General features: G+C 69.6%; 19 protein-coding genes. 7 read left to right on the forward strand and 12 right to left on the reverse strand.

The features are described 5' to 3' along the window. Nucleotides 1–39: 39 nt before the first annotated feature. The 6 genes from ACQ0O7_RS25995 to ACQ0O7_RS26020 all read right to left on the reverse strand — a co-directional run bounded on the left by ACQ0O7_RS25995 (nt 40) and on the right by ACQ0O7_RS26020 (nt 6,265). On the reverse strand, nt 40–768 hold the full coding sequence (locus ACQ0O7_RS25995) for an anti-sigma factor (protein WP_430785211.1): 729 nt from the start codon (nt 766–768) through the stop codon (nt 40–42). Next, nucleotides 765–1,385 (reverse strand): ECF RNA polymerase sigma factor SigK, encoded by a 621-nt coding sequence (sigK, locus tag ACQ0O7_RS26000; RefSeq protein ID WP_430785213.1) that lies wholly within the window; start codon nt 1,383–1,385, stop codon nt 765–767. The genes ACQ0O7_RS25995 and sigK overlap by 4 nt, the downstream gene beginning before the upstream one ends. Before the next feature lie 149 nt (nt 1,386–1,534). After that, on the reverse strand, nt 1,535–2,692 hold the full coding sequence (locus ACQ0O7_RS26005) for a PAS domain-containing protein (protein WP_430785215.1): 1,158 nt from the start codon (nt 2,690–2,692) through the stop codon (nt 1,535–1,537). 84 nt (nt 2,693–2,776) lie between these two features. Continuing rightward, nucleotides 2,777–3,106, reverse strand: coding sequence for a YciI family protein (locus ACQ0O7_RS26010; RefSeq protein ID WP_430785217.1), 330 nt, complete (start codon nt 3,104–3,106; stop codon nt 2,777–2,779). Nucleotides 3,107–3,319: 213 nt separating this feature from the next. Then, entirely contained in the window at nt 3,320–5,485 is a 2,166-nt protein-coding gene (locus ACQ0O7_RS26015) for a discoidin domain-containing protein (protein WP_430785219.1), read from the reverse strand. A gap of 174 nt (nt 5,486–5,659) precedes the next feature. Next, nucleotides 5,660–6,265, reverse strand: coding sequence for a TetR/AcrR family transcriptional regulator (locus ACQ0O7_RS26020; RefSeq protein ID WP_430785221.1), 606 nt, complete (start codon nt 6,263–6,265; stop codon nt 5,660–5,662). Nucleotides 6,266–6,320: 55 nt separating this feature from the next. Between ACQ0O7_RS26020 and ACQ0O7_RS26025 the strand changes: the two genes are divergently transcribed. Continuing rightward, nucleotides 6,321–7,100, forward strand: a complete 780-nt coding sequence (locus ACQ0O7_RS26025; protein WP_430785223.1) for an SDR family oxidoreductase — start codon at nt 6,321–6,323, stop codon at nt 7,098–7,100. 306 nt (nt 7,101–7,406) lie between these two features. Here ACQ0O7_RS26025 and ACQ0O7_RS26030 read toward each other — a convergent pair whose 3' ends face one another. Next, on the reverse strand, nt 7,407–7,613 hold the full coding sequence (locus ACQ0O7_RS26030; protein WP_430785225.1) for a hypothetical protein: 207 nt from the start codon (nt 7,611–7,613) through the stop codon (nt 7,407–7,409). Nucleotides 7,614–7,901: 288 nt separating this feature from the next. After that, nucleotides 7,902–8,123, reverse strand: a complete 222-nt coding sequence (locus tag ACQ0O7_RS26035) for a hypothetical protein (RefSeq protein WP_430785227.1) — start codon at nt 8,121–8,123, stop codon at nt 7,902–7,904. A 26-nt stretch (nt 8,124–8,149) separates the two neighbouring features. Between ACQ0O7_RS26035 and ACQ0O7_RS26040 the strand changes: the two genes are divergently transcribed. Continuing rightward, complete coding sequence (locus tag ACQ0O7_RS26040) at nt 8,150–8,680, forward strand: hypothetical protein (RefSeq protein WP_430785229.1); 531 nt, start codon at nt 8,150–8,152, stop codon at nt 8,678–8,680. A gap of 347 nt (nt 8,681–9,027) precedes the next feature. Further along, nucleotides 9,028–10,167, forward strand: a complete 1,140-nt coding sequence (locus ACQ0O7_RS26045) for a sugar ABC transporter substrate-binding protein (protein WP_430785231.1) — start codon at nt 9,028–9,030, stop codon at nt 10,165–10,167. A 34-nt stretch (nt 10,168–10,201) separates the two neighbouring features. On the opposite strand, the gene ACQ0O7_RS26050 is transcribed toward ACQ0O7_RS26045, so the two are convergent. Then, nucleotides 10,202–10,519 (reverse strand): MazG nucleotide pyrophosphohydrolase domain-containing protein, encoded by a 318-nt coding sequence (locus ACQ0O7_RS26050; RefSeq protein WP_430785233.1) that lies wholly within the window; start codon nt 10,517–10,519, stop codon nt 10,202–10,204. A gap of 156 nt (nt 10,520–10,675) precedes the next feature. Further along, nucleotides 10,676–11,770 carry a hypothetical protein gene (locus ACQ0O7_RS26055; RefSeq protein ID WP_430785235.1) on the reverse strand — a complete coding sequence of 365 codons (1,095 nt, stop codon included), beginning with the start codon at nt 11,768–11,770 and terminating at the stop codon, nt 10,676–10,678. A gap of 87 nt (nt 11,771–11,857) precedes the next feature. On the opposite strand from ACQ0O7_RS26055, the gene ACQ0O7_RS26060 reads away from it, so the two are divergent. After that, nucleotides 11,858–12,196, forward strand: coding sequence for a YnfA family protein (locus tag ACQ0O7_RS26060; RefSeq protein ID WP_430785237.1), 339 nt, complete (start codon nt 11,858–11,860; stop codon nt 12,194–12,196). Between the two features lie 9 nt (nt 12,197–12,205). On the opposite strand, the gene ACQ0O7_RS26065 is transcribed toward ACQ0O7_RS26060, so the two are convergent. Together ACQ0O7_RS26065 and ACQ0O7_RS26070 are read right to left on the reverse strand one after the other, a co-directional pair. Then, nucleotides 12,206–13,144 carry an MFS transporter gene (locus tag ACQ0O7_RS26065; RefSeq protein ID WP_430785239.1) on the reverse strand — a complete coding sequence of 313 codons (939 nt, stop codon included), beginning with the start codon at nt 13,142–13,144 and terminating at the stop codon, nt 12,206–12,208. Next, nucleotides 13,117–14,250 (reverse strand): SMI1/KNR4 family protein, encoded by a 1,134-nt coding sequence (locus tag ACQ0O7_RS26070; RefSeq protein ID WP_430785241.1) that lies wholly within the window; start codon nt 14,248–14,250, stop codon nt 13,117–13,119. Before ACQ0O7_RS26070 ends, ACQ0O7_RS26065 begins: the two co-directional genes overlap by 28 nt. Nucleotides 14,251–14,594: 344 nt before the next feature. Here ACQ0O7_RS26070 and ACQ0O7_RS26075 point away from each other — a divergent pair, with 344 nt between their 5' ends. Genes ACQ0O7_RS26075 through ACQ0O7_RS26085 form a run of 3 tightly spaced genes read left to right on the forward strand, consistent with a single transcriptional unit; the run spans nt 14,595 to nt 17,133 of the window. Further along, nucleotides 14,595–15,200 carry an ABC transporter permease gene (locus ACQ0O7_RS26075; protein ID WP_430785243.1) on the forward strand — a complete coding sequence of 202 codons (606 nt, stop codon included), beginning with the start codon at nt 14,595–14,597 and terminating at the stop codon, nt 15,198–15,200. Further along, on the forward strand, nt 15,197–16,363 hold the full coding sequence (locus ACQ0O7_RS26080; RefSeq protein ID WP_430785245.1) for an ABC transporter ATP-binding protein: 1,167 nt from the start codon (nt 15,197–15,199) through the stop codon (nt 16,361–16,363). The genes ACQ0O7_RS26075 and ACQ0O7_RS26080 overlap by 4 nt, the downstream gene beginning before the upstream one ends. Then, nucleotides 16,363–17,133 carry an ABC transporter permease gene (locus tag ACQ0O7_RS26085; RefSeq protein ID WP_430785247.1) on the forward strand — a complete coding sequence of 257 codons (771 nt, stop codon included), beginning with the start codon at nt 16,363–16,365 and terminating at the stop codon, nt 17,131–17,133. Before ACQ0O7_RS26080 ends, ACQ0O7_RS26085 begins: the two co-directional genes overlap by 1 nt. Nucleotides 17,134–17,150 lie beyond the last annotated feature (17 nt).

The raw sequence follows: 17,150 nt of genomic DNA on the forward strand, positions 1-17,150 counted from the left end.
GATGATTCGGAGCGGCCCGCGTGCCGGATTGGTGGGATCTCAGATCGTTTTCACATCGGCCACCATCCGTGTCGGCTCCGCCGATCCATTGGCGGGTTCCACCGACACACCGACCACCGACGCCGACGACATGCCGTGCAGAACCTTCACCACCGTCGTCTCCCCTACCGCGAGGACCCCCTCCGACACCGGGACATCAGCGCGAACCGTCCACAACTGGAACACCCGGCCGCCGGTCGGCGCGGCATCCGCGGACATCATGAGCACACCGGAGTCCCGCAGCCGCGAATACGCCACGGTCACCTTGCCGCCGTCGGCCAGCACCTGATCACGCAGCACCACGTCGGGAGCCGCCAGCACCCCCCGCACCTCGGCCTCCTGGTCACGAGCCGCCTCCGCGACGGTTCGCTCATCGCGTACCCGCTGCTCCTGAACGACGAAGACCGCCGTGCCGGCCCCGGCCGCCGCGACCACCGCGGCGGCAGCCGCCACCCACCGCGACCGATGGGGCCGCCGCGCTTTCTGCCGGGCCACCACCACCGGCGCCTGACGGGTCGTCGCCACCGCGGCGAGCACACTGTCGCGCAGCCCCGGCGGCGGCACCGACCACGCGCCGTCGGCCAGCCGGGACGCGGTCTCCCGCCACTCGCCGACCTCCACCCGGCACTCGTCACACTCCCGCAGATGCCGCTCGACGGCGGCCCGTTCCAGGTCGTCGACGGCGTCCAGCACGTACGCCCCGACCAGCGAGTGAATGTCCGCGGTCATGCCGTCACCCCCACACCCAGGCAGTCACGCAACCGGATCAGCCCGTCCCGCATCCGTGTCTTCACCGTGCCCAGCGGCGTCTTCAGCAACTCCGCCACCTGCGGATACGAGTGCCCCTGGTAGTAGGCCATGGTGATGACCTGACGCTGCAGCTCGGTCAGGTCGTCCAGACAGTGCCGGACCTGCTGGCGCTCCAGCCGCCCGGACACCTCGTCAGCGACCGCGTCGTACGGGGTGTCGAGCGCCGCCGCACCGGCCCGGACCGTCCGCGCGGCCGCCGCCTGCTCGGCCCGCACCCGGTCGACCGCCCGCCGATGGGCGATGGTGAACACCCACGCCGTCGCCGACCCGGCCACCGGATCGAACCGGGCCGCCGTCCGCCACACCTCCACCAGCACCTCCTGCGCGACCTCCTCAGCCTGCGCCGCGTCCCGCAGCACCCGCCGGATCAGCCCGTACACCCGAGGCGCGACCAGGTCGTAGAGCCGGGCGAACGCCTGCTCGTCACCCCGGCCGACCGCCCGTAACAGCGCGTTCGCGTCCACCTGCTCCACCGGATCCGGCGGGGGCACCGAGGCCAGATGCTCCGCCTTCCTGCTCGTACCGCGCTCCGCCATCGACAACCATCCTCCGTCGCGTTGATGCTCCCGCAACGATTCGGAGCCGTGGCCTCACCGGATGGGCCGACATGCTCGGTGAAACAGTTCGGCCGGAGGAAGCGGGAGAACCCGGCGCTTCCTCCGGCCGTACCGGAAACGGTGTTCGGTTATGCCGGGACGCTCAACTTCTGTTCCAGGCGGACCTGTTCGGTGACGTCGTAGGCGTACTTGACCACCTTCACCGGCTTGCCGGACAGGTCCAGGATCGGGTTGTAACTCGACTGGATCCACACGTCCCGGCCGTTCTTGCCGTGCCGGTGGAAGCGGCCGGAGCGGAACTCGCCGCCGCGCAGCGCCGCCCAGAACTCCCGGTACTCGGCCGAGTCGGCGTACTCGGGAGTGCAGAACATGCTGTGATGACGGCCGGCGATCTCCGGCAGCTGGTAGCCGACCGTACGCAGGAAATTGTCGTTCGCGGTCAGGATCCGGCCGTCCAGATCGAACTCGATCACCGCCTGGGACCTGTTGATCGCCGCGACCTTGCCCTCGAACTCGGCGTTGGCCAGCTTCGCGGCGGTCACGTCGACGGCGAACTTGACGACCTTCCACGGTTTGCCGTCGACACCCAGGATCGGGTTGTAGACCGCCTGCAGCCACACCTCACGCCCGCCCCGGCCGATCCGGCGGAACTCACCGGAGAAGAACTCGCCGGCCCCCAGCGACTGCCAGAATCCGCGGTACGCCGGGGACTCCGCGTCGTGGGCGGAGACGAACATCCGGTGGTGCTTGCCGACGACCTCCTCGCGGGTGTAGCCGACCAGCCGCAGGAAGTTGTCGTTGGCGTCCAGGATGGTGCCGTCCAGACCGAACTCGATCACCGCCTGGGACCGCGAGATCGCCTGGATCTTGCCGGCCGCGTCGGCGGCGGCCCGCTTGCCCTCGGTCACGTCGAGGGCGTGCTCGATCACCTTGACGACCTGGCCGGCCGCATTCCTCACCGGCACCCAGCTGGAACGGATCCAGCGGTCCCGGCTGCCCTGCCAGAGCAGGCGGTACTCGTTGGTGAGGTCACTGCCGGAACGCAACTGCTCCCACAGGGTGGCGTATTCGGCGGTCCCCGCCGTCTCCGGCGAGATCAGCGTGCTGTGCTCGGCGCCGGCGATCGTCGCCGGGCCGGCGCCCACCAGTTCGGCGAACGCGTCGTTGGCCCGCAGTACCGTGCCGTCCGGGCGGTACTCGGCGGTGGCCGCGCCCCGCCCGTACGCCTCGATCTGGCTCCTGAGCTCGGCCAGGAGCTCGTCCGTGGTGACCGTCTGATCCGACAAGTCGGTGTCCTCCCGCTCGCAGCAGTGTGCCCGTTCCGGCGCAGAGCCAGATCGGCCGGCGGACCCGCGACCTGAGAAGGATCGTCAGTCCAGCGGCCACACCTCGACCACACCTTGCGCGACCGCACACGGGGCGCCGGACACCAGACGCACCGCTTCGTCGATGTCAGCGGCCTCGATGACGGCGAACCCGGCCACCGGAAGCTCCGACCGCAGAAAAGGGCCGTCCGTCGTGCGTACCCCGGTGCCGTCGTGGTTGCGCACCTGCACGGGTGTCCCGGCGATCCCGGCCAGCGGCATCGCCCCGCTGTCCGCCATCCGCCGGTCGTGGGCGTGCGCGGCATCACGAACCTCGGCGGCGGTGCGGTCGTAACCGTCGCGGTCCCCGTACCCGATGGTGATGAATCTCGGCATCTCGGAATCCTTCCCTCAAGGTCCGCGGTCATCTCCGGGTTCTTGTCTAACCCGAATCCTCGGGTGGTACGCGCGTGGCGGCGCCCTACCGTCCGGCCTGTCGCGGTTCCTGCCGGATCGGGTGCCGGACCGGATGCCCGGTTCGGGCCTGCGCCGCCACTACCCGGGACCGGCGTGAGGGCCACCGGTCACCGGTGGCCCTCAGCGGATGGCTCAGGGGTAGGAGACGACCTGGCGGGGGACGGTGTTGCCGGCCGGGTTGGGCACGGCGCCGCCGAAGTCGTTGACCACGTTGGCGATGGTGCCGACGTCACCGAGTGACACGGTCAGGATGCTGCGCAGCCGCACCCCGGAGCGGACCGGCACCTCGAAGGCCCGATCCACCCGTACCGAGGGATTGACGTTGAAGTAGGAGTAGGACCCACCGCCCCACAGCTCGTGGTCGGTGACGCTGTCGGCCACCTTGTAAGCGGCGTACCCGTTGCCACGGGGGCCGATCCAAGCCGCCTGATTCGGTACGTCGTACGGCTTCTCGTTCTGGAAGAAGATCGTCTTTCCGCGGTTGCCGTTCCAGATCACCTCGTACTTCTGGTAGTGCTCGACGAACAATCCGGTGGCGAGCACGTCGTCACCGTTGACGATCAGGCCGGTGTCGCCGGTGTTGACCGTCCAGCCGGTGGGGGCGCCGCCGTGGTCGGCCCGCCACGCCCAGATGTGGTCGACGATGGTGTCGTCGCTGTGCACCACCAGCGTGGTGGTGGCCTTGCCCTGCACGCTGCTGCCGATCCGGAAGAAGACGTCCTGCAGGCTGATCGGGTTGGCGGCGTGGTCGGTGTGCACGCCGGCCCGGCCGACGGTCATCAGCGTCGGGCTGTTGGTGGTGCCGGCGTCGAAGGTCAGGCCGCTGACCTTGACCCCGTCCACGTCGGCGATGTTGAACGCCTCGACCCCGCCGGTCGGGATCAGGGTGGGGAAGCCGATGCCGGTGACCACGGTGTCGGCCCGGGTGACCCGGATGGTGTCGTTGAGCGAGTAGGTGCCCGGGGTGAAGAACAGGTTCAGGCCCTGGGCGAGTGCCTGGTTGATCCGGGCGGCGCTGTCACCGGGTCTGGCGACGTAGAACTCCCGCATCGGGATCGAGGTGCCGGCCGTGTTCGGCCAGGTGGCGCCGGCCGAGTTGCGGCGCAGGGCGGGCACGAAGACCCGGTAGAGGCCGGCGCCGTCGACGTACAGGTAAGGCTTCTCCCGGGTGACCGGCGTGGTGGCCAGGGTGGTGTGCGGCGGGTTCGGGAACGCGTTCGCCGGGGCGCCCTGCACACCGGAGTACACCATGTTCCACACGCCGCCGTCCCAGCGCCCGATCCGGCTGTCGCGGGTGTACCACTGCTGCTGGGAGCCGGAGGACACGACCCCGTCGACGACCGAGTCGGCCAGGTAGCCGCCGCTGGAGTAGCCCTGCCCGTGATCCTGGTTCGACGGGGCGAGGGTCAGGTTGCCCTTGATGTGCACGCGGCGCATCGGGGCGGCCTGCGAGACGGCCCAGCGGTTGGTGCCGCCCTCGGGCACGATCGACAGGTTCTCCATGCTGCGCCAGAAGTTCTGGGTGGCGTTGGACTCGTCACCGTAGTTCCAGCCGGAGTCCACGTTCACCGCACCGTTGATCGTCACGTCGTCGGGGTTGAGGCCCAGACCGGCGATCGTGGTGTAGAAGCCGACGTTGGCCCAGACCCGGCCGTACGTCCCCGGCTTGAACAGGAACACGTGGCGCTGACCGCCGAACTGGGCGGTCGGGCTGCGCAGTTGCGCGTTGAACGCCGAGTCGACGGCCGACTGGATGGTCGACGCCGGGGTGCCCGGTTCGAAGATCCGCACGTTGGAGCCGAAGTCCGGGGTGTCCGAGGTGGGCAGCGCCGGGGTGGTGCCGGTGCCGAAGACCTGGAATTCCCAGAGCGAATAGCCGTACGGGGTGGCCCGGGTGGTGCCGTTCATCCGCACGTACCGGCCGCTGCCGGTGACGGTGAGGGTCTGCACGCCGTTCTGGCCGGCGGTGACCGGGCTGATGCTGGTCCAGCTGGTGCCGTTGGTGGAGGTCTGGATGGTGAAGGCGGAGGCGTACGCGGCCTCCCAGTTCAGCACGACCTGGCTGATCGACTGGGTGCTGCCCAGGTCGACCTGCAGCCACTGCGGGTCGGCGAACGTGCTGGACCAGCGGGTGCCGGCGTCGCCGTCGACGGCCGCGGAGGCGGGGAAGGCGGCGCTCTCGACGGAGGAGGCGGTGGCCGGTTTTCCTTGCGAGACCGGGATCTCGGCGGCGCTGGCGGAGGAGGCGACCGAGACGACGGTGCCACCCAGGACGGCGGCGAGAACGGCGCTCAGCATGACCTTGCCACGGCTGTTGTGTCGGTGCGGAGGTGTCATGTTCCTGCCTGTCAGACGGGAGGGAGTGGTGGAGAGCGCTCTCGATTCAGGATTGTTTCCGCCGTGTTGCCACACGTCAATATGTTGACAGTTCCGGAACTGAATGGCCCCGAATAAAAATTGCGCAGAAAACTGTTATTGATCAGATCGGCGCTGGTCAGCCGCGATCGAGATGCTGTCGATCGCGGCGTCGGCTATACGGTTTCTGGTCACCGCGCCGACCCCCGCCTTGCCGAGCGCCTCGAGTCCACGATGGGTCGCCACGATCAATCCACCGAGCGCCTCGGCGTCCGCCGCCGGATCGACGTGCCCGGCCCGCTGCGCCTGCTCGACAAGCAGCCGGCAACTGTCCAGCAGGGTGGTGTGGGCGGCCAGTGAGCGGGCGGCCACCGCCTCGTTCTCCCGGGCCAGCTCGGCGGTGCCCTTGGCGAGCAGGCAGCCGGTCCGATCGCCGCAGTCCTCCTCCGGAGCGCGCAGCCAGTCGCGGAGCCGGTCGAGCGCCTGCTCCTCCGGGCCGGCCAGCCGGGCCGCGGCGCTGACGTCGGAGTCCGCGCAGTACTCGTCGAACACCCGCCGGAACAGGGCGTCCTTGTCGCCGAACGCGCTGTAGAGGCTGCCCTTGCTGAGCCCGGTGGCGCGGGACAGGTCGTCGACCGAGGTGCCGTGGTAGCCGGTGGCGCTGAACTGCCGGTACGCGGCCGCCATCACATCACGTTCGTCGAACTTCCGCGGTCGCCCCATGCCTCTACGGTACTAGTTCTGGACGATCGGTCCAGTACTCGTTATTTTGGACCGCATGTTCAAAACTCTTGCTCCCGCAGACCCCACCGAACTCGCCGGCAAGCGCGCCATCGTCACCGGCGGCAGCCGCGGCATCGGCGCGGCCATCACCCAGCGCCTCCTCGACGCCGGCGCGACGGTCGTCACCACCGCCCGCGGCATCACCGACGAGACCCCGAAGGGCGCCACCTTCATCCCCGGCGACATCAGCACCCTCGACGGAGTGCGGGCGTTCACCGAGGCGGCCCTGGCCGAACTCGGCGGCGTCGACATCGTCGTCAACAACGCCGCAGCCGCCCGCGTCCACCTCGGCGGCATCGCGACCATCCCCGACGACGAATGGGTCGACGCGCTCAACCTCAACTACCTTTCCGCCGTACGCGTCAACAACGCCCTGCTGCCCGCCCTCCACGAGTCCGGCGCCGGAAGTGTGATCGTCAACATCTCCTCCGGGGTGGCAGTCACGCCCGGCCCACAGCTGTCCCACTACGGGGCGGCGAAGGCGGCCCTGAACAACTACACGAAGTCACTCGCGGCGGAACTCGCTCCGGCCGGCATCCGGGTGACCGCGATCATGCCCGGCAACGTGCTGACCCCCGGCGCCGACGTGATCCGCCAGAACTTCGCCGACGCGGCCGGCGTAGCCCTGGCCGACATCACCGCGGGCATCCCGCTGGGCCGCCCCGGAGACCCGAGAGACATCGCCGAGGCCGTGGCCTTCCTGGTCTCCGACCGAGCCCAGTGGATCACCGGAACAGCCCTGACCGTCGACGGCGGCGAGATCCCGGTCCTGTAGTCAGGCGCCCGTTCCGCTGCGACCGTTCTCCCGCGACCGTCCTCCGGCGGTAGTGCGTTGCGGTCGTTTGCGGCGGTCGTCTGTCGCGGTCGTGCGCTGAGGTCGTCTGTCGCGGTCGTGCGCTGCGGTCGTTTGCTGCGGTCGCTGTGGTCGTTCGCCGCGGTCATTTTTGCAAATAAGCGGCTTTTGTCTAACTTTGTCGACTCGGTTCACGGTGGGTATTCCGCACACAAACCCCGCCCGCGGCCGATCTTGGCAGTTTTCCACCGAATAGAGCCTTCTTCTCGGCCGCTGGCCCGCTCGCGGTCAATTCCCGCGTGAGTGTCCGCCTTCCAGCTCCACCTTGGCCGATCTTGGCGGATTTGCCACCGTTTCCGGTGGTAAATCCGCCAAGATCTCGGCTGGACGGCTCGCCCGCGCGAGGGATTGACCGCAAGTGATCAGGCGGCCGAGGGCAAGGATCAATTTGGTGAGAAAACCACCAAGATCGCTGCTTTTGTTGATCGTCTGCACGTGGGGGCAAGCGCTATCCGGAAACCTTTTTAAAGGCATTTAGGTGAATAATAGTGACGAAATCTGCTGATTCTGGGTAGCTGCCATGGGCCGTCCCGCCGGTAAACGCCCGGCGGCGTCGGTTCCTACCGCCCGCGACCGCCTGACAGCCTCGACCCACACCAACCGCGACCGGCGCCGACGACACCGGGACCGCACCGGCCGCCATGGCTACCAACCGCAACCACCGCCGGTCCGAGCCGAAGGACCCCACCGCTACTCACCGAACGCCCGCCCAGGTGCAGGCCGTCATGTGGAGGAGACCGTGACGCCGTACCGGGCGGCCTCGGAAGGATCATTCCGGCTCAGGAAGATCGGGAACAGCCCGCCGCCGCGCCGTACCGTGGGCGGGAAACGCCCGCTGTGCGGGCCGCCGACGGTGTCCACCACCAGGTCGACGTCACGAACGGTGTCTTGCGGCTTCGTCACCGTGCAGTCGATGAACTCGTCGGCGCCCAGATCACGCAGCACCTTCTGGTGCCGGCCGGATCGCCACCGTGATCACCCGGGCGCCCGTCCACTTCACCAACGGGGTGCGCCTGCTGGAGCGGACCCCACACGGCGATCACCTCACCACCGCCGGCCGCGCGTTCCTGCCCGAGGACGGCCCTTGCTGGGTGCGGCCCGCCGCGCTCACCGCCCGCCCCCACGCACCTCAGGGGCGGATCATCATCGGGCACGTCGACGGCCTCATCATCACCCCGGCGGTCCCGGAGCTGCGCCGGCGCCGGCCGGACGCGGTGGCCGAGACCCGTCATCCGACTCGTGCCGAGCCGGCCCCCCGTTCGAAGGCGGGAGGGCCGACGTACCGGCGGCGCGCTCGCCGCTGTTCCCGGCCGGGGACGTGTGGACGAAGGTGCTCTGCCGGCCGGGAACCGCCGCGCCCTGCCGCATCCCGGATCACTCCGGTCCCGCCGGAGGGCGCCCCGGACACTGACGTCGTGCTGGCCGGCCGGATCGGTGACCCCGATCCGCTGATCGACGAATTCCGGACGATCGCCGCCGAACACCTCACCGGCCCCGTTTAGGCGATCTTTAAGTCGATCCGACAAAAGTCCCGGGAGATATTGCAGCGAGTGAAAAACCAGTCAAACCTCCCGGGCGATACGAAAGGTAACAGCCCAGGTCATACGCTACCCGCGTAGAGATCAACATTGACGTTCATCACCGGAACCAATGACCGATGGGCCCATATCCGATCAGCCCAACGGCTGGTTCCGCAGGTGGGTAGGCGGCCGTGATCATTATGCGTCGCGTTCACCAACGGATCGCTGTCGGATAACCACTTGACGATCGACGACCGCCTGTGTGTCGCGCCGGGCGGGGGCGGCCGGTTCACGCAGCTCGGGAACACCCTGAGAGGACATTCATCGCTATGCGTAAGTCACTGTTCGCCCTGGTCGCCGCGGGTCTGCTGACCTCGGCCACGCTCACGGCTTGCGACAGCGAGGGATCCGACGGCGCCACCGGCGCGGGCACCGCCACCCAGGGCACCGGCACCGGCAGCGGCAAGGTGACCGGCACCGACGGCATCGCCGTCATCCTGCCGGACACCGCCAGCTCCACCCGGTGGACCAACGACGACCCGAAATACCTGCAGGCCGCCTTCGACGCGGCCAAGGTGCCGGCGCAGATCTTCAACGCCGAAGGCGACGAGGAGGAGTTCAAGCGGATCGCCCGGACCGCCCTGGACCGCGGCTTCAAGGTCCTGGTCATCGTGAACCTCTCCGCCGCCAGCGGCAAAGCCGTCATCCAGGACGCGCACGCCCGCGGCGTGAAGGTGATCGACTACGACCGGCTCACCCTCAACGGCGCCGCCGACTACTACGTCAGCTTCGACAACGAGAAGGTCGGCCAGCTCCAGGCCGAAGGGCTGATCAACTGCCTGAAGCAGAAGAACGCCAGCAACCCGGTCATCGCCGAACTCAACGGCTCACCCGCCGACAACAACGCCTACCTGTTCAAGTCGGGCTACGACGCGGTCCTGAACCGGCAGTTCGACAACGCCGAGGCGCGCAAGGGCCCGGACCAGTTCGTGCCCGCCTGGGACGAGGACAACGCCCGCGAGATCTTCGAGCTGATGATCAAGCAGTACCCGAACATCGGCGGCGTGCTGGCCGCCAACGACGGCCTCGGCAACGCGGCCATCGAGGTGCTCAAGAAGCAGGGCCGCAACGGCAAGGTCCCGGTCACCGGCCAGGACGCCACCGTCAAGGGCCTGCAGAACATCCTCACCGGCGACCAGTGCATGACGGTCTACAAGGACACCAAGGCCGAGGCCGACGCGGCCGCCGCCCTGGCGATCGGCCTCTACAAGAAGGACGAGAAGGCGACCAAGGTCGTCGACAAGCTGAAGGACCCGGAGTCCGGCCTGTACATCCCGTTCGTCAAGCTGGAGCCGAAGGCCATCAACCGCTCCAACATCAAGTCGATCGTCGACGCCGAGTACGTGAACGTGCAGGAACTCTGCGCCGGCGAGTACCGCAAGGCCTGCCGCAACGCCGGCATCCTCTGAGTCCGATCGCCTGCTCCCGGCCCCGGGAGCGGGCTCAGGACCAGACACGCCGCTCGTTGTGCTCCTCTTTGCGGCGCAGGGCCTCGGTCAGGTCGATGCCGTAGCGGTTGGCGACCGCGCACACGAAGATCAGGATGTCGGCCAGCTCCTCGTCGACGGTGCCGACGATCGAGGTGGAGCCCACCGGCAGGTGCTCCGACTTGCGGACGGCCTTGAACAGCTCACCGACCTCCTCACCGAGCAGCAGGCACTGGTCGACGACCCCGCGGCCGGCGAACCCGCGTTCGGTCTCCATCTCGGCGACATAGTGCTGGATGTCGGCCAGGGTCGCGGCGGGGGACAGCGGAAGCATGGACCGCCCTCGGGTGGACGTCAGAGTCGCCGCGGACGGTAGCAGGTCCCGGTCGCCGAGGGCCGCGGTCTCATCCGTCAGGGCGTTCAGAAGCGGCCAGAGGTCTTCACGTACGCGTGACGCCTCCCGCACCGCCTCGGTGGGCCGCGCCTCCAGTCAAGCGCAGCCGCAGACTCCCAGGCGTGAGATCACCCGGCCGCAGCCGTGACAGGTGCTCCGGTTCGGGCGTTCCCGGATGTCCAGGGTGTGCGGCGGGGGAGCGGGCGCCGGGGTGGGAGCGGGGGCCGTGCGTGCCACCGGGTTCGGCGCCGGAGTCCGCATCCGCGCGAGGATCTCCTGCACACGTGCCGTCGTCATGCGGGACCAGCCCAGCTCACGGAGGCGGACGGCGATCGCCGGCCCGGTGAGGTCGGGGGCCGCGGCCCGCATCGCCCGGATCGCCGCGGTGAGGGTGGCGTGATGACAGTCGACGGCGGCGAGCACGGCCGGCCGGGTGGCGGCGGCCTCGGCGGCGAACACCGCGGCGAGTCGACGGGTGTGCGAGCGATCGAGACCGGTCCAACCACAGCGGTGCAGCAGACGGTGCAGCCGGGCGGTGTCGGTGAGCGACGCCACCTGGTCGAAGACCATCATCGCGACGTGCAGCCGCAGCGGGTCGGGGCGGATCCCGCGGACCCCGGTGATGATCGCCCAGACACGCGCCTCACGCTCGTCCTTCGACCGCCGCCGGGCCGGGATCCGCGGTGCTGCCGATCGGGGGGTGTTCGTCTTCGGCGGCGGTGGCGGGGCCGCCCGCCCGCCGGTCGGCTCGGCGGGATCGGCGGTGCCGGAGAGCGCCTTCCGGATGTCGGACTTGGTGGCTTGCGGCCAGCCGTATTCCCGGATCTTCCTGGTCAGCGCCGAGACGGTCCACCCGGGAGCCGAGGCGTCGAGGGCCCGGACCCGGCGTGCCATCGCGGACATCGACATGGCGGGCTTCGACGTGGGCACGGCCGCTGTCCGGCGTTCGGCGTCCAGCCGATCAGCCGCCGAGGGGCCGGAACGCGTCACCCGGCGCCGGCCCGGGGCGGGTGCCGTGGTGCCGGCGGCTCGTGGTGGGTCGCGGTGCGCCGGAGCCGGCGGGGTGTGCAGATCGTCGAGCCAGGCGTCCCGGCCGCGGTCGACCGGGTCGTCGTTCTCCGGGTCGTGGCCCGTCCCGCCGTCCCGCCGTCCCGCCCTGTTGTCGAACCAGTCACCGATCGAAGCCACCATGATCTCCCGCCCCCGCGTGTCCGGCGATGGTAGAACGGGCGCTCCCCGGCCCTGCACCCGGTGATCATCGGCGGGTAGGTTGCCGGCATGACCGTCGTACGATCGCTGCTGCTCTTCGCCCTCGCCGCGCTCGCCGAGATCGGTGGGGCCTGGCTGATCTGGCAAGGGTGGCGGGAGAATCGCGGTCTGTGGTGGATCGCGGCCGGCGTCGTCGCCCTCGGTGCGTACGGGTTCGTGGCCACCCTGCAGCCGGACGCCAACTTCGGCCGGATCCTCGCCGCCTACGGTGGGGTCTTCGTCGCCGGGTCGCTGGCGTGGGGCATGGTCGTCGACAGGTTCCGCCCCGACCGCTGGGATGTCATCGGCGCCGCGATCTGCCTGATCGGTGTGGCCGTCATCATGTACGCCCCGCGCACCACCGCCTGAGCCGGCTGCTTACGACACCTCTCCGGCCCGGGCCAGTTCGCGGCGCACCCGCAGTGCCGCCAGGGCGACGACGACACCGGCCACGCAGACGACCGACAGCGCCGGACGGAAACCGGCGGTGTCGGCGAGCGCGCCGACGGCCAGCGGGGCGATCAGGAAACCGGCCCGGGAGATCAGTGAGACGACGGCGATGCCCGCCCCGGTGGCCGCCTCCGACAACCGCACGACCAGGCTGAACGCCACCGGGAAGATCGGGCTGGCGCCCAGCCCGACCAGGGCGAACCCGATGATTGCCGCGATCGGCGAGGAGAACAGCAGGCTGAGCCCGAAGGCCGCCGCGGTGAGCAGCGCCCCGCACACCAGCACCCGCACCGGCCCGAACCGGTCGACCAGGCGGTCACCGGCGAACCGGCCGGCGGCCATGCACACCGAGAACGCCACGAACGCCAGCCCGGCCTGGCCCGGGCCGGTGCCCAGCTCGGTCAGGTACACCGCGCTCCAGGACAGCGGCACGTCCTCGATGAACGCCGCGGCCAGCACCAGCAGGCCCAGCAGCAGCAGTCCGGTGGTGGGCCGGGCCAGGCCGGGCGCGGTGGCTGTCCCGGGCGCCGACGGCTCGCGCGGCAGCAGGCCCCGGCACAGCCACAGCGTGACCGCGCACAGCACCCCGCCGACCAGGCAGACACCGAACCCGGCGACCGCGACCGGCAGCACCCGGTGGCTGCCGAACCGGTCGACCATCATGCCGGAGAACAACGTGAAGATCAGCCCGCCCAGCCCACCGCCGCCCAGCGCGAGACCGAGGGTGCCGGCGTCCAGGCCCAGGTCCGCCTGCACGGTGGGGATGCGGGGCGCCCAGGTGGCGAAGCCGGCCCCGTTGGTGAAGAACACCATCAGGACCGCCCAGCGGGCCCGGCTGATCACTGAGCGGTACGGCGTACGACGCAAGCGGCTCTTTCGGGGTTGATCAGACGGCGCAGATCCGGGTCGGTGAGCAGAACCGTCGGTGCGATCCGGTTCGGTGACAGCGGGCGCCAGGAGGGGAGCGCCGCGTGCAGGACCGTCCAGGCCTGATCCGGGTCGCCGTTGCGGACGAGCGTACGGGCGAGGTCGATCGCGGTCTGGAATCGCGCGACCTCGGGCAGGACCGGGGGAGTGAAGGCGCTGAGGTCCTCGACCTCGGCGGCGGTGAGGACGCCGGCGAACAGATTGCGGTACGGGCCCGGCGCGGAACCCTTGAGGAACAGCGGCACCGCCTCCGCCCGGATCTGTTCGAGCCCGATCTCGTCCAGCACGTGCCGCCGCGACAGCACGTCGTTGCGAATCGTGTGATGTGCGGTGGCCGGTTCGGTGAACGCCTCCAGCATCGCCGCCAGGTACGCCCCGGCCCCGGACCCCTTCTCCTGAGCGGCCCGGAACACCTCGATCGCGCCGTCCACCTCGCCGCGCAGCGCCCGCGCCCGGCCCTCGTCCACCAGCTCGTCCGCGCCGTCCGGGTGGACCGCCCGGCCGTCCCGGCCGCTCAGGCTCTCGAAAGAGGCGCGCTGGTCGTCGACGAGAGCGGCGAACGAGTCGTGCCGCTCACCGAGACCGGGATACCAGCTGGCCCAGACGTACGCCGCCCACTCCCCGTCCGCGGACACGTCACCCGGGTCGAGCAGCCAGTACTGGGCGTCGCCGTCGCCGGAGACCAGCAGGGCCCGCTCGCCGAGCCCCTCCACCTCGTCCTCCTCCAGCAGCTCGGCCATCTCGGCGTCGACATCCCGCAGCCAGCCGGCGGTCTCGGTGGTGGCCATGGTCCACATGAACGCGCTGAGGTTCAGCCAGCCGTCCGACACCGCCAGGAACGCCCGGTAACTCGGCGGCAGCGCGACCCCGAGCCGCTGCTCCAGGGCGTCGAGCCGGTCGGCGGGCGCCCCGTCGAACCCGAGCCAGAGGGTGTCCCGCTGCCGGTCACTGACCTCGGTGAGGTCGTCGTCCTCGGCGGTGCGCAGCACGTCGGCCGAGTATTCGGCCAGGTAGCGCTGCCACTGCTCGGCGTCTCGTGTGGACATGGGACCACCATACGATCACGGGCGACGGCGCGTGGCCACACCCGCGGATATCGAGGACGGCCAACGTCGACCAATCGATTCGTGATCTTATCGCAATGCTGTAAATGCAACGCGCGCATTTATTGTCGCGACTGTCACATCTGCTCGGCGAATGTCATGGAACTGTCATGTCGAGCCCCTGGACATTGCTCTACGGTTACTTGGGTTGAATGATCAACTGTGGATCCGGCAGCCCTGACGTGCCGGATCATCGGCGCACGGCTCCGGTCGTGCGCTTTTAAATGTCCCCGGCCGGAAGAAAGCCTATGGATTTCTACGAATACCTTAACGATAACGCGGAGTATTTGTTCAGTGATGCCGTCGACCACATCGTGGTGGTCGCGCTCTCCATCGGAATCGCCCTGGTGCTGGGTTGCGCCCTCGGCGTCCTGGCCCACCGATCGGCCCGCCTGCGGCCGGTGATCCTCGCCGTGACCTCCACGTTGCTGACGATCCCGTCGCTCGCGCTGTTCGCGATCTTCATCCCGCTGCTCGGCCTCGGCACCCCGCCGGCCGTCACCGCGCTGGTGCTCTACGCCCTGCTGCCCATCGTCCGTAACACCGTCGTCGGCCTCGGTTCGGTCGATCGCAACGTGCTGCGGGCGGCGCGTGGCATGGGTATGGGGCCGTGGCGCCGGTTCGCCCGGATCGAACTGCCACTGGCCTGGCCGGTCGTGCTCACCGGCGTCCGGGTCTCCACCCAGGTCGTGGTCGGCATCGCCGCCATCGCCGCCCTGGTCAACGGCCCCGGGCTGGGCAACGAGATCTTTCGCGGGCTGCGCTCGCTGGGCAGCCCGTTCGCCCTGAACTTCGTGCTCGGCGGCACGCTCGCCATCGTCGTCGTCGCGCTGCTCTTCGACTCCGTCTTCATCCTGCTCCGCCGTCTCACCACCGCCAGGGGGATCCGATGACCACTCCGATGATCCGTCTGGAAGAGCTCACCAAGAGCTACCGGGGACAGAAGAAACCGGCGGTCGACCGGGTCACGATGGACATGCCCCGCGGCGAGATCATCGTGCTGGTCGGCCCGTCCGGATGCGGCAAGACCACCACCATGGAGCTGATCAACCGGCTGATCGAGCCGACGTCGGGGCGCATCCACCTGGACGGCGAGGACGTCACCACCGCCGACCCGGACACGCTGCGCCGCCGGATCGGCTACGTGATCCAGCAGATCGGGCTGTTCCCGCACTTCACCGTCGCGGAGAACATCGCCGTGGTGCCGAAATTGCTGGGCTGGGACAAGAACCGGATCGGCGACCGGGTGGAGGAACTGCTCGACCTGGTCGGCCTCGACCCGGCGGTGTTCGCCCGGCGCTACCCGAAGGAACTGTCCGGTGGGCAGCGCCAGCGCATCGGGGTGGCCCGCGCGCTGGCCGCCGACCCGCCGGTGATGCTGATGGACGAGCCGTTCGGCGCCATCGACCCGATCACCCGCGAGCGGCTGCAGAACGAGTTCCTGCGGCTGCAGCAGCAGGTGAAGAAGACCATCGTGTTCGTCACCCACGACATCGACGAGGCGATCAAACTGGGTGACCGGATCGCGATCCTGGGCGAGCAGTCGCGGATCGCGCAGTACGACACCCCGGCGAACATCCTCAGCAACCCGGCCAGCACGTACGTCGAGGACTTCATCGGCTCCGGCGCCTCGCTCAAGCGCCTCAACCTGAGCCTGGTCGCCGACGTCGCCCTGGACACCGGAGCGGCCACCGCGCGGGTCGACGGCACCGCGGCCGAGGCGCGCGACAGGCTGGAGTCGTCCGGCCGGTCGGCACTGCTGCTGCTGGACGGTCAGGGCCGCCCGCAGCGCTGGGTGGACGCCCGCGATCTGGACCGGGCCGGCGGGGACCTGCGGCGGGCGGGGGAGCCGGTCAGCGCCCTGGTGGAGTCCGATTCCACCCTGTCGTACGCGCTCAACGCCATGCTCACCTCGAACGCCGGTGTCGCGCTGGTCGTCGACGGCAGTGGCGCTTTCCAGGGCCTGCTCGACTTCGAGACGGTCATGGTGGCCACCCGGTCGGTGCAGCGTGACAGCAGCGAGTTCTACCGGGCCGCGAAGACGGTGGGCGTCTGATGGTCGCGACCACCTCACCCGTACCGCAAAGGGTTGATCTCGCCGTCCGGCGGACTCCGCTGCGCTGGCTCGGGATGCCGATCCTGCTCACCGTGGTGGGCCTGGCCCTGTGGGCGTGGGTGTCCAGCCAGGAACTCGACAGCATCGAACAGCGCACGCTGAACTCCGGCGAGCTGGCCAAGCGGGTGATCGAGCACCTGCAACTGGCCGCCGTCTCCACCCTGATCGTGATCGCGGTGGCGGTGCCGCTGGGCGTCCTGGCCACCCGGCGGGCCGCCCGGTTCGTCGCCCCGGTCGTGCTGATGCTGGGCAATCTCGGTCAGGCGATCCCGTCGCTCGGCCTGATCACCCTGGTCGTGCTGGCCGCCGGGGTGGGCTTCAAGTCGGTGGTGTTCGGCCTGGTCGCCTACTCGGCCCTGCCGATCCTGCGCAACACCATGGTGGGCCTGCGACAGGTCGACCAGACCCTGGTCAAATCGGCCCGCGGCATGGGCATGTCGCCGATGCAGACCCTGCTGCGGGTGGAGTTGCCGCTGGCCGTGCCGGTGGTGCTGGCCGGCATCCGCACCGCGCTGATCCTCAACATCGGCACCGCCACCCTGGCCACCTTCTTCGGCGTCCAGGCCCTCGGCTACGTCATCTTCCAGGGCATTCAGCTCGACCGTACCCCGGTCCTGATCGTGGGCGCGGTTCTGGCGTCCGGCCTGGCACTGCTCGTCGACTACCTCGCCGGCGTGGTGGAGCACCTGCTCACCCCGCGTGGACTGTAAGAGAGAGGCACGTACCA

Origin of the sequence: Actinoplanes sp. G11-F43 (assembly GCF_050589265.1) — a bacterium.
Classification (GTDB): domain Bacteria; phylum Actinomycetota; class Actinomycetes; order Mycobacteriales; family Micromonosporaceae; genus Actinoplanes.

Bases quoted from the DNA above. Each gene is read 5' to 3' on its own strand.
- ACQ0O7_RS26025 (WP_430785223.1), top strand. From the start codon at position 6,321: ATGTTCAAAACTCTTGCTCCCGCAGACCCCACCGAACTCGCCGGCAAG.
- ACQ0O7_RS26010 (WP_430785217.1), bottom strand. From the start codon at position 3,106: ATGCCGAGATTCATCACCATCGGGTACGGGGACCGCGACGGTTACGAC.
- ACQ0O7_RS26070 (WP_430785241.1), bottom strand. From the start codon at position 14,250: ATGTCCACACGAGACGCCGAGCAGTGGCAGCGCTACCTGGCCGAATAC.
- sigK (WP_430785213.1), bottom strand. From the start codon at position 1,385: ATGGCGGAGCGCGGTACGAGCAGGAAGGCGGAGCATCTGGCCTCGGTG.
- ACQ0O7_RS26085 (WP_430785247.1), top strand. From the start codon at position 16,363: ATGGTCGCGACCACCTCACCCGTACCGCAAAGGGTTGATCTCGCCGTC.
- ACQ0O7_RS26020 (WP_430785221.1), bottom strand. From the start codon at position 6,265: ATGGGGCGACCGCGGAAGTTCGACGAACGTGATGTGATGGCGGCCGCG.
- ACQ0O7_RS26045 (WP_430785231.1), top strand. From the start codon at position 9,028: ATGCGTAAGTCACTGTTCGCCCTGGTCGCCGCGGGTCTGCTGACCTCG.
- ACQ0O7_RS26015 (WP_430785219.1), bottom strand. From the start codon at position 5,485: ATGCTGAGCGCCGTTCTCGCCGCCGTCCTGGGTGGCACCGTCGTCTCG.
- ACQ0O7_RS26060 (WP_430785237.1), top strand. From the start codon at position 11,858: ATGACCGTCGTACGATCGCTGCTGCTCTTCGCCCTCGCCGCGCTCGCC.
- ACQ0O7_RS26080 (WP_430785245.1), top strand. From the start codon at position 15,197: ATGACCACTCCGATGATCCGTCTGGAAGAGCTCACCAAGAGCTACCGG.
- ACQ0O7_RS25995 (WP_430785211.1), bottom strand. From the start codon at position 768: ATGACCGCGGACATTCACTCGCTGGTCGGGGCGTACGTGCTGGACGCC.
- ACQ0O7_RS26055 (WP_430785235.1), bottom strand. From the start codon at position 11,770: ATGGTGGCTTCGATCGGTGACTGGTTCGACAACAGGGCGGGACGGCGG.
- ACQ0O7_RS26050 (WP_430785233.1), bottom strand. From the start codon at position 10,519: ATGCTTCCGCTGTCCCCCGCCGCGACCCTGGCCGACATCCAGCACTAT.